Annotated in this window: 9 protein-coding genes and 2 tRNA genes; 8 read left to right on the top strand and 3 right to left on the bottom strand. The window is 57.7% G+C overall.

The features are described 5' to 3' along the window. Window positions 1-55 precede the first annotated feature (55 nt). Window positions 56-1,900: an asparagine synthase (glutamine-hydrolyzing) gene (gene asnB, locus KJQ12_RS12930; RefSeq protein WP_213485007.1), complete on the bottom strand. Its 1,845-nt coding sequence runs from the start codon at window positions 1,898-1,900 to the stop codon at window positions 56-58. A gap of 155 nt (window positions 1,901-2,055) precedes the next feature. On the opposite strand from asnB, the gene KJQ12_RS12925 reads away from it, so the two are divergent. The 6 genes from KJQ12_RS12925 (at window position 2,056) to KJQ12_RS12900 (ending at window position 7,886) form a co-directional block, all read left to right on the top strand. Further along, window positions 2,056-2,376, top strand: coding sequence for a hypothetical protein (locus KJQ12_RS12925; RefSeq protein WP_213485006.1), 321 nt, complete (start codon window positions 2,056-2,058; stop codon window positions 2,374-2,376). Between the two features lie 20 nt (window positions 2,377-2,396). Continuing rightward, window positions 2,397-2,729, top strand: a complete 333-nt coding sequence (locus KJQ12_RS12920) for a hypothetical protein (protein ID WP_213485005.1) — start codon at window positions 2,397-2,399, stop codon at window positions 2,727-2,729. 250 nt (window positions 2,730-2,979) lie between these two features. Beyond that, entirely contained in the window at window positions 2,980-4,182 is a 1,203-nt protein-coding gene (locus KJQ12_RS12915; RefSeq protein ID WP_213485004.1) for a carbohydrate kinase family protein, read from the top strand. A 238-nt stretch (window positions 4,183-4,420) separates the two neighbouring features. Further along, complete coding sequence (locus tag KJQ12_RS12910) at window positions 4,421-5,383, top strand: sugar ABC transporter substrate-binding protein (RefSeq protein WP_213485003.1); 963 nt, start codon at window positions 4,421-4,423, stop codon at window positions 5,381-5,383. A 58-nt stretch (window positions 5,384-5,441) separates the two neighbouring features. Beyond that, window positions 5,442-6,935, top strand: a complete 1,494-nt coding sequence (locus tag KJQ12_RS12905) for a sugar ABC transporter ATP-binding protein (protein WP_213485009.1) — start codon at window positions 5,442-5,444, stop codon at window positions 6,933-6,935. A 3-nt stretch (window positions 6,936-6,938) separates the two neighbouring features. Then, window positions 6,939-7,886: an ABC transporter permease gene (locus KJQ12_RS12900; protein WP_015255432.1), complete on the top strand. Its 948-nt coding sequence runs from the start codon at window positions 6,939-6,941 to the stop codon at window positions 7,884-7,886. A 178-nt stretch (window positions 7,887-8,064) separates the two neighbouring features. Here KJQ12_RS12900 and KJQ12_RS12895 read toward each other — a convergent pair. Beyond that, window positions 8,065-8,141 (bottom strand) — tRNA-Arg (locus KJQ12_RS12895). A 7-nt stretch (window positions 8,142-8,148) separates the two neighbouring features. Continuing rightward, window positions 8,149-8,222 (bottom strand) — tRNA-Gly (locus KJQ12_RS12890). Between the two features lie 146 nt (window positions 8,223-8,368). On the opposite strand from KJQ12_RS12890, the gene KJQ12_RS12885 reads away from it, so the two are divergent. Together KJQ12_RS12885 and KJQ12_RS12880 are read left to right on the top strand one after the other, a co-directional pair. Next, window positions 8,369-9,196 carry a LuxR C-terminal-related transcriptional regulator gene (locus tag KJQ12_RS12885; RefSeq protein ID WP_213485002.1) on the top strand — a complete coding sequence of 276 codons (828 nt, stop codon included), beginning with the start codon at window positions 8,369-8,371 and terminating at the stop codon, window positions 9,194-9,196. A gap of 159 nt (window positions 9,197-9,355) precedes the next feature. Continuing rightward, entirely contained in the window at window positions 9,356-10,447 is a 1,092-nt protein-coding gene (locus KJQ12_RS12880; protein ID WP_213485001.1) for an FkbO/Hyg5 family chorismatase, read from the top strand. Window positions 10,448-10,481: the final 34 nt, after the last annotated feature.

Raw genomic sequence — 10,481 nt, 5'->3', positions numbered from 1 at the left:
CCCGCATGTACGGTGGTGTGAGAGGTCGGGGGCTAGCCGCCCCCTCCTACTCGATTTACCGGATGGCGATCTTGTATGTGCGCAGCCAGGTGTCGACCTGTACGAGATAAGCGAACAGCTGCGGCCCGGACATGAGCTGCCCGAACCACGGGATGTGCGACGACGCCGCGTCCGACTCCGCGATCTCGCGCACTTTCGCCGTGTTGATCAGCTTGAGCAGCGGCGACGACGGATCGTTCAGCACGTCGATCAGCCGCTTGCGCACCGCCTCGAGATAGTTCGGATTGTGCGTCTTCGGGTACGGGCTTTTCTTCCGGTAGAGCACGTCGTCCGGCAGCACGCCTTCCAGCGCGCGGCGCAGAATCCCCTTCTCCCGTCCGCCCGCCGTCTTGATCTCCCACGGAATGTTGAACACGTACTCGACGAGCCGGTGGTCGCAGTACGGCACGCGCACCTCGAGGCCGGCCGCCATGCTCATCCGGTCCTTGCGGTCAAGGAGCGTCGGCATGAAGCGCGTAATGTTGATATACGACATCTCCCGCATCCGGCGCCGCGCTTCGTCTTCTCCCGGCAGATGCGGCACTTCCGCGATCGCTTCCGCGTACCGCCGTTCGATGTACTCGAGCGGCTTGATCCATGCCGCAACGTCCGGCGCCAATAATTCGGCCCGCAAGGCGGTCGCGAGCGACCACGGGAACGTCCGGGCTTCCAGCGCTTCCCGGCGGTGAAACCATGGATAGCCGCCAAATACTTCGTCCGCCGCCTCGCCTGAAAGCGCGACGGTTGCCCCTTTCTTGATCTCGCGGCAGAACAGCAGGAGCGACGCGTCGATGTCGGCCATGCCCGGCGCATCGCGCGCGATCACCGCGTCATCGAGCGCCTGGACGAGCTCCGGCGTGTCGAACTGGACCCGGGTATGCCGCGTGCCGAGATGATGGCGCATCCGCTCGATCCACGGTCCGTCCGCGTTCGGCTGGAACGCGTGCGCCTGAAAATGCTTGTCGTTGTCCACGTAATCGACCGAATAGGTGTCGAGCGTGCCCCGGCCGGTGAGATGATAATGCCCGGCGGCCAGCGCGGTAAGCGCGCTGGAATCGAGGCCGCCGGAGAGCAGCGTGCAGACCGGCACGTCGGAGAGCAGCTGCCGCTCGACCGTATCGTGCAGCAGCTCCCGCACGCGCGCGGCCGTCTGCGCTTCGTCGTCATCATGCGGCCGGCTCTCCAGCCGCCAGTACGTGCGGACACGGACGCCCGACCGGTCGACCGTCAGGCATTGCCCGGCCTTCAGCTCGGTCATGCCGCGGTAGATGCCGACGCCCGGCGTCCGGGCCGGGCCGATGACGAAAATTTCGGCCAGTCCTTCCGCCCCGACTTCCGGCTCGAACGACGGATGTGCCAGAATCGCCTTCGGTTCGGAGCCGAACAGGAACAGGCCGTCCGTCTCGGCGTAGAAGAACGGTTTGACGCCGAGACGGTCGCGGGCGGCGAACAATCGCTCGGCCCGCGCGTCCCACACCGCGAAGGCGTAGATGCCGTTGAAGCGATCGAGCGCTTCCGGCCCCCATTCGATGTATGCGACGAGCAGCACTTCCGTATCGCAGTTCGTGAAGAACCGATGGCCGCGTCCTTCCAGTTCGCGCCTCAATTCCGGCGCGTTGTACAGTTCCCCGTTATACACGATGACGAACGTGTTGTCCCCGGCATGCCGGATCATCGGCTGCGCGCCGTTCTCCGGGTCCATGACGCTGAGCCTGCGATGCCCCAGCGCGCAGTGCGTCGTAATCCAGGTGCCGGAAGCATCGGGGCCGCGCGGCGCGAGCGTGTCGGTCATGTTCTCGAGTATGGCGCTGTCCAGCGTCAGATCGCGCGTCCAGTCGATCCACCCGGTAATTCCGCACATATGCTTTCATCCTCTCGTGTCGGTCTTGAGCTACAGAACAGCATAAGGAGATATATGCTGAACGGCGGCATAAAATGTCTGTCCGCGCGGCATGCTATGGCGAGATCGCGCGTCCCGGCTTCTGCATGCCGGTTCGGGTGAAGGAGGCAGGTATCGTGAGATCGGATGACGGAAGAGAGACCTATTACGTCTCCGTCGGAGGCAAGGAGATCGTGAAGGACAAAGGCGCAACGCCCTATGAATTGGAAATTCGCGCGAATGAAGAGGAATTGTACCGCCTGCAGGATCTGTTCGAGGAACTGGCAAGTCTGGAGGAAGCGGAAGTGTGGCATTTTCTCCGGCACCCGTACGAGACGGCGTCCACGGACCAAATGTCGGCCGCATCGGGCGATGTGACGGCGAGAATCTACGACCTGCTGCATGAGTTGGGAACGCCGGAAACGAAGGCGTTCATCGAACAGATGCGTCTGTCTTGAGAAAAGGAGTGTGCCATCCGATGGACATCGTTCACGCCGAAGTGAGAAGAACGACGAATCTGGACGGACGTCCGTGCGCGGAAGTGGAGGTTGTGACCGGCGATGCGGGCGCGGCGAATCTGCTCGTCTATTTCGCGGAGGCTCCCGACGGCGGATTTGAGATGGTCCGGGTGACCGAAAATGACGCGGACCGCGAGATCGATTGGTACGACAACCCGCTGCACCAGGCGGTGGTGGATCGGACGGACGCATTCATGAACGTCGCCCGGGATGGCGGATCATTCGGCGAGCAAGTGCTGCAATTCGGCTCCGTGCGGGAGGACGTGCGGCGAGCGCTCGGTTCGGTCGAATAAATTTTGTCTGATCTTTTCGATCATGATCAGAAATGGCGAAAAGCAGCATACGGCTTCGGCCGGCCAACGAAAAAGCCGCTTGCAAGTGCAAGCGGCTTGAATATTATGCATGGCGTCCCGGAAGGTGATGAAGCAATTATGCAGCGGGTGTTTTTCTGCAGCAGGAGCAGAGAGCCGTCGCATATTGACCGCCGCATTAGAATACCATGCCACTAGGCAAACCGTATCTTTGTCCCGGAGGAATATTCCCTTGAAGGAGCAAGTTGCGGAAGTCGTCGTAGCCGGCCATATTTGTTTGGATATCATCCCCTCCCTGCCGAATGCGAAGGGTGGGCTGGATCAGATCCTCGTTCCCGGGAAGCTGGTCAATGCCGGCCCGGTTGTGCTGTCCACGGGCGGGACCGTGTCCAATACCGGAATCGCACTGCATCGACTGGGGATGTCCGTGTTGCTGATGGGGAAAATCGGCGATGATTTGTTCGGGCAGGCAGTGCTGAAATTGCTCCGGAGGCAAAGTCCCGAACTGGCCGAAGGCATGATGGTTATTGCGGGTGAGAATACATCCTATTCGATCGTGATCCATTCGCCGGGAATCGACCGGATTTTTCTTCATTGCACCGGGGCGAACGATACGTTTCAGGGGTCCGACTTGAGGTGGGAACTGCTGACGGGTGCGAGGCTGTTCCATTTCGGTTATCCTCCGCTCATGAAGCGCATGTACGCGGACGGAGGAACCGAACTTGCCGGCATGCTCCATGAGGTGAAGAGAGCGGGACTGACGACGTCGCTGGACATGGCCAAGCCGGATCCCGCATCGGAAGCGGGGCGTGTGGATTGGATGGCCATCCTGGAAAAGGTACTGCCCAAAGTAGACGTGTTTCTGCCCAGCGTTGAAGAAATCTTATACATGCTGGATCGGCCTTTTTATGATCGGCTTGCTTCAGCGAAGGGTGACATCGCGGAACATCTCGACGGTGAAGATTTGAGTGCATTGGCTGATCGCATGATCGGTATGGGAGCAGCGATCGTCGCGGTAAAATTGGGGGAACACGGCCTGTATTTGCGTACCGCAGGTGAACGCCGACTTCAATCGATGGGGGGCTGCACGCCGGAAAATATCGGAGAATGGGCCGGTCGAGAATTGCTGGCAACTTGTTATCAAGTAGAAGTGGCGGGGACGACGGGTGCGGGGGACTGCACCATTGCCGGATTTTTGGCGGGTTTGTTGAAAGGCCTTTCACCCGAGTCTGCAATGCGCGCGGCGGTGGCGGTTGGTGCCTGCAATGTCGAGCGCCAAGACGCGGTCAGCGGCATTCCTTCCTGGGAAACCGTGCAGCGTCGAATCGAAGCGGGGTGGCCCAAGCGCGCCAACCGGTTGAGACTTGACGGGTGGCGGTTTCATGAGGAAGCAGAACTGTGGATCGGCCCGAATGATGGCAAGATCACGGTTTGAAATTTTCTTAAGGGATGGAGGTGACGAATATGAAACGAAGTGAAGTTTTACTGACGCAAAAGCGCTCGGCGGAAATGTTTGCAGGGGTTGGAATCGTATTGAACTTGTGCTGTTTCCCGCACCGATCCCAGGCAAGTGCGTATCCCGCGTATAGATAAAGGTTGATGAAGTTACAGAGAAGTTCGGAAACTTTTCGAGAACCAAGCTAAACAAAAAGCATTTATGGGAGGGACTGCAATTGAAGAAACTGTTGTCGTTGGTGTGCATCGTTGCGCTGGTCGTGTTGTCCGCCGCGTGCGGCGGCGGCGGCAGCAGCGGCAGTGGCAGCGGTGGCGGCGGTTCCAAGGATCATTTTGTATTCGGTTACACTTCCATGACACAGAATAACCCCTTCTTTATCGTCCTGGAGAAAGCGATTCGGGAGAAAGTCGAAGCAAACGGGGATGAAATGATTACGCTGAACCCGGCAATGGATGTGGCGCTGCAAATCAACCAGATCGAGGATATGATCGCGCAAGGAATCGACGCGATTTTCCTGAATCCCGTAGACTGGGAAGGCATCAGACCCGCGCTGCAAATGCTCAAGGAAGCCGGCATTCCGATCATCAACTATGATACCGAAGTCAAGGACTTTGAGTATGTTACCGCTTACGTCGGCTCAGACAACAAGAACGCCGGCAGAGTCGTCGGCGAGGACCTTGTCAAACGCTTCCCGAACGGCGGCAACATCGTCATCCTCGACAGCCCGACGATGAATTCGATCAACGACCGGGTGGCCGGTTTCCTGGAAGCCATTGAGGGGAAAAACTTCACGATCGTGGCCCAACAGGACGCAAAAGGAGACCTGGAAACCGCCCTGGGCATTACCGAGGATATATTGCAAGCCCATTCCGACATCACGGCCATCTTCGCCGGCAACGATCCGTCCGCGCTCGGCGCGTTGGCCGCCGTCAAAGCCGCCAACCGCTTGGAGATTGCCATTTACGGCGTGGACGGTTCACCCGACGCGAAAGCGGCCATCGCCGAAGGCGGACCGTTTAAGGGGTCCGGGGCGCAGTCGCCGATCTCGATCGGTCAGATTTCCGCGGATATCGCTTACAAAATTTTGAGGGGCGAAAGCTACGAAAAACGGACGCCGGTGGAAACGTTCCTGATCAACGAGGATAACGTTCAAGAGTACGGCGTGGATGGATGGCAATGACGAAACGACGGGGAGGGTGACGCCGATCACCCTCCCGTCATTCATCGAGGTGGAACGGATGAGTCAAAAACTGCTTCGGATGAGCGGAATTGAAAAGCGATTTGCCGGCGTTCACGCCCTGAAGGGTGTCGATTTTGAACTGGAAAGCGGTGAAGTTCACGCCCTCCTCGGCGAAAATGGCGCCGGCAAATCCACGTTGATGAAAATTCTCGCGGGCATCTACCCCGTCGACGAAGGGGAAATTTTCATCGAGGGGAACAAGGTTTCCATCAACAGCGTCAAAGATGCCCAGGCCCTCGGCATCAGCATCATCCACCAGGAAATTTCGCTGGTGCCGCATCTGTCCGTTGCCGAGAATATTTTTTTGGGCAAAGAACCGGTCACGAAGACCGGATGGATCGACTGGAAAAAAATGATCGAAGAAACACGGAAAACCTTGCAGCAATTCGGTCTGGAACTGTCGCCCGAGGTGCCGGTAAAAAAGCTGACGGTAGCGCAGCAGCAGATGATCGAGATCATCAAGGCCGTATCCTTCCGGGCGAAAATGATCGTGATGGACGAACCGACCTCCTCGCTTACGGAAAAAGAGGTCGAATTTCTTTTTCGAACCATCGGCCATCTGAAAGAGCAGGGCGTCGGCATTGTGTATATTTCGCACCGGATGAACGAATTGTTCGCCATTACCGATCGCATCACCGTTCTGCGGGACGGTGCCCTGATCGGAACTGTCAGAACGAAGGATACGACAGCCGATCAGTTGATCTCGATGATGGTCGGCCGGGAGCTCACCCAATATTACATCAAGGACACTGCCCCGGAAAACGGCGGGGAAATCGTGCTCAGCGTTCACAACCTGTCCAAAAAAGGCGTGCTGAACGATGCCAGCTTTGAGCTCAAGAAGGGGGAAATTCTCGGATTTGCCGGTTTGGTCGGCGCGGGCCGATCGGAGCTGATGAAATGCATTTTCGGTCTGGATGCCTTCGATGAAGGGGAAATTCGGATCGACGGCAAGCCGCTGATCATTCGAAATCCGAACGATGCGATCAAACACGGCATTGCCTATGTGACGGAAAACCGGAAAGAGGAAGGCCTGTTCCTCATCCGTTCGGTTCAATACAACATCACCATCAAGGTCCTGGATAAGTTCATCAAATGGTTGAGAGTCAATGCCCGTTATGAAGACCAGAAAACCCGGCAATTCATCAATGAATTGTCAATCAAAACCCCGAATCCGGATCAGGAAGTGCGGAATTTGAGCGGCGGCAATCAGCAGAAGGTGCTCATCTCCCGATGGCTGGCAACCAACCCGCGCATCCTGATCCTGGATGAACCGACCAGAGGGGTGGATGTCGGGGCCAAAGCGGAAATCTATGCGATCATGAACCGGTTGGTGAAAGAAGGCGTTTCCATTATCATGATCTCCTCGGAATTGCCTGAAGTGATCAATATGAGCGACCGGATCGCGGTCATGTACAAAGGCGGGATAAGAACCATTTTAAATCGGGACGAGTTCAGCCAAGAGACCATCATGCATTATGCCACTGGAGGTTAAACCATGGTTTACGGAATAAGATCATTTATTCGAGCCAACATGGGCATTCTCGCCGGGCTATTGGTTTTATGTGTCATCATCGCGGTGCTCAATCCCAATTTTCTGACGACCAACAATTTGCTGAACGTCTTGCGGCAAACATCCACCAACCTCTATTTGGCGCTCGCGATGACGATGGTGATCATCCTGGGCGGCATCGATTTGTCCGTCGGCTCTGTCATGGCCGTATCCGGGGTGGTGACCGCCATGCTGGTCGCGCTGTTCGATGTGCCGCTTTTCATAGCCGTCGCCGCGGGACTTCTCGTCGGCATATTATTCGGCGCGCTGAACGGTTATGTGGCGGCGACCACCGTCATACCGCCGTTTATCATCACCCTCGCCACCATGAATATCGGCCGGGGAGCGGCCTACGTATTGACCGACGGCCAACCGGTTCGCGTCATGTCGGATGCCTTCAACTTCATCGGATCCGGCTATATCGGCGGGATTCTGCCTACCCCCGTATTGTATTCAATCATTTTCGTGATCCTTTGTTACCTGATTATGAATAAAACAAAGACGGGCCGGTACATTTATGCGGTCGGCGGAAATCCGGAGGCCGCCCGATTTTCCGGAATCAACATCAAGCGGGTGAAATTTTTCGCGTACACGTTCAGCGGATTCATGGCCGGATTTGCCGGAATTGTGCTCGCCTCGCGCATGTTCTCGGGTCAGCCGACGGCGGGCGTTGCGGCGGAACTGGATGCCATCGCCGCAGTCGTGCTCGGGGGAACGAGCATGACCGGCGGCTACGGAAGAATCGGCGGCACGGTGATCGGCGCGCTCATCATCGGTGTGCTCAGCAACGGCCTGAACTTGATCGGCGTCAGTTCCTTCTGGCAGTATATTGTCAAAGGAATTGTGATCCTGATCGCCGTTTATGCCGATGTGATCAAACGGAAAACGGCCTGATCCGGACTGACTCCGGCCATATTCCAAATAAATATCATTCCGCCTTATGCGCTTGAAGCGGTAGGGCGGCTTTTTTTCTTGAATCAATCGCAGAACGATTCGGGACCGCGCATACAGGGCATCAGATTCCCGGGTAAAACAAAAATCCGCCCGATTGGCGGATTCGCTATTTAAGGTATGGCGTCCCAGAAGGGATTCGAACCCCTGACCGTACGCTTAGAAGGCGCATGCTCTATCCAGCTGAGCTACTGGGACAGGTATCTGGAGCGGGTGAAGGGAATCGAACCCTCGTCTCAAGCTTGGGAAGCTGGCGTTCTACCATTGAACTACACCCGCATGGAGAGCACAAATGATCATACCACAGGGAAAGGTGAAATGCAATAACCGCGGGAGATAAGTAGTGGGCCGTTCCGGATTTGCCGAGGCAAGGCTGTGGATGTATAATTTTCCCAAACAAGACTCGCTTGCCGGGGTGAGCGTTCGTGAATGTGTTTCAGGTCTGTTCGTCTCTTGCCCCGCGCTGGGTGAAAAAAGAAAGCCTCGATCCGGCCGTTGTCGTCCGCTGGCGGCATGAGGTCGAGCAGTCGGGGCTTGATGTGGACTGCGCAACCTTGACGGTCCGTATCGGCAAGGAAGAACTGCGGCAAACGCTGCGGAACAACCAACTGCTCCTCCGCGCTTTCGAACAGGCGCTTCAGGAGGAAAGTCTGCTGGCGGAATGGCCGCACCTGCTGCTTCTGACGGATCGGCGCGGCGTCCTGCTGTCGGTTGCCGGCCCGCAGGAAGTGTTGGACAACGCCCGCCGCATCGGAATCGAACGCGGTACCCGGTTCGATCTGCAGCACGCCGGCCTGAACGCCATTTCCATGGCCGTCAGGCTCGGGAAGCCGGTCTATTTGCGCGGCGACGAACACGATCTGCGGATGTTCAAGGACTGGAGCTGCATGTGCATGCCGATCGCGGCCGACGGCCAGATCCACGGATTCCTCGACGTGAGCTTCCCTTGCCGGGAGGAAAGTCCGGGTACGGAGCTTGCACTGGTTGAATTTTATATGCGGGTGCTGAAAGAGCGGCTTGCCCGGAAATGTCCGAAACGCCGCCGCATTGCCATGGACCGTCGGTTCGGAGAATACGGCCTGTCTCCCCGCGAACGGGAAATCGCCTATTATTGGGCGCTGAATATGGGCGGGCTGCAGATCGCGGCCCTGCTGGGCATTACCGAGAGCACCGTGCGCAGCGTAATCAAGAACATCTATCGGAAAACCGGCGTGAGCGACAAGGGACAGTTTATGCGCAAGTTTCTGGCCTGACCGGCGGCTGAGGAAAGCCGGCCGCCGGAATCGTCTCCCTGCCTTTCGGGGCGGGGAGACTTTTTTTGCTTATCGGACATCCCCAATATTGGGGATATCCAGAAACCGGAAACTCCCTTAAGCTGGTTCACGGAAACCAACAGAACAAGGAGGGCCGTGATGGATTACGCCAATCTCATCAGCGGCGGGCATCCGCAGGCGTTGCCCGAGGATCGCCCGTTGATGAACAGTCGGGTGCTAGGAATGGTGAATTTTGGTCCAGTCTTTCAGAAGCCGGTCCTGGAAGAAGGTTCGCCTTTTCTCTCGCTGCGCATGACGAGCGCGGACGAGAAAGGGTTTGTCGAACAGTGGACCGCAGGGCCGGCGCAAGCTTCCGTCAGCGGAGATCTGGTTTATGCGCACGATGGCGAGTATCTGTTCTGTGCGGCGGAAATCCCGGCCTCGGAGCGCTGCCGGAACCTGACGCGGGAAACGTACCTGGCTGCCTTCGAGCTGATGGATGAGCTGGGATATCCCCGGTTGTTCCGCATGTGGAACTACATTCCCCGCATCAACGAAGACAATGCGGACGGCCTGGAGATTTACCGCGATTTCTGCGCCGGCAGGTCCGAGGCTTTCGAACTTTACGGGCGGCGCAGACATTTGCCGATGCCGGCTGCCACCGGGATCGGAGCGCAAGGAGGGAATATTGCGTTCTTCTTCCTGTCCTGCCGGTCCGGACGGGTCACCTTTCTGGAGAATCCCAGACAGATGCCCGCTTACACGTATCCCCGCCAGTATGGCCCGCGCTCTCCCAGCTTTGCCCGCGCGACTTGCGTCCAGCATGATGCCCTTGGTGTCTTGAACTTATATATTTCCGGAACGGCGAGCATCATCGGGCACGAGACGGTTCACCGCAGCGATCTGATGCGGCAATGCGATGTCACGCTGGAGAACATTTCGCTCCTGATCGGCCGGGACAACCTGATCCGTCACGGCATTGAGACGCCGGCCGATCTGACGCTGCGGGATGTCGATTTCATCAAGGTGTACGTCCGCCACGCGGAGGACATTCCAGCCGTGCGGCGCAGGTGCCGGGAAGCTTTCGCGCCGCATGCCAACATCCAATTCCTGAATGCCGACATTTGCCGCTCCGATCTGCTGGTGGAAATCGAAGGCATCATCACGGTGCCGCTGCGTGCGGACGGAACGCAGGACGGAGCGGGACTTAAACCCCGCTGGCTGGTTCACGAGGAAACTTCTGACCAATGACGGACAGCGCCCGGTCGACGGTCAATCGGCCGGG

This window comes from Thermobacillus xylanilyticus (assembly GCF_907165215.1).
GTDB classification, from domain to species: domain Bacteria; phylum Bacillota; class Bacilli; order Paenibacillales; family Paenibacillaceae; genus Thermobacillus; species Thermobacillus xylanilyticus.
Note: the sequence above shows the minus strand (reverse complement) of the source record. Positions and strands in the feature narration are given on the sequence as shown.

What these genes read in the sequence shown, in the direction of transcription:
- asnB (WP_213485007.1), bottom strand. Translation starts at nt 1,900, where the DNA reads ATGTGCGGAATTACCGGGTGGATCGACTGGACGCGCGATCTGACGCTG.
- KJQ12_RS12920 (WP_213485005.1), top strand. Translation starts at nt 2,397, where the DNA reads ATGGACATCGTTCACGCCGAAGTGAGAAGAACGACGAATCTGGACGGA.
- KJQ12_RS12905 (WP_213485009.1), top strand. Translation starts at nt 5,442, where the DNA reads ATGAGTCAAAAACTGCTTCGGATGAGCGGAATTGAAAAGCGATTTGCC.
- KJQ12_RS12900 (WP_015255432.1), top strand. Translation starts at nt 6,939, where the DNA reads ATGGTTTACGGAATAAGATCATTTATTCGAGCCAACATGGGCATTCTC.
- KJQ12_RS12880 (WP_213485001.1), top strand. Translation starts at nt 9,356, where the DNA reads ATGGATTACGCCAATCTCATCAGCGGCGGGCATCCGCAGGCGTTGCCC.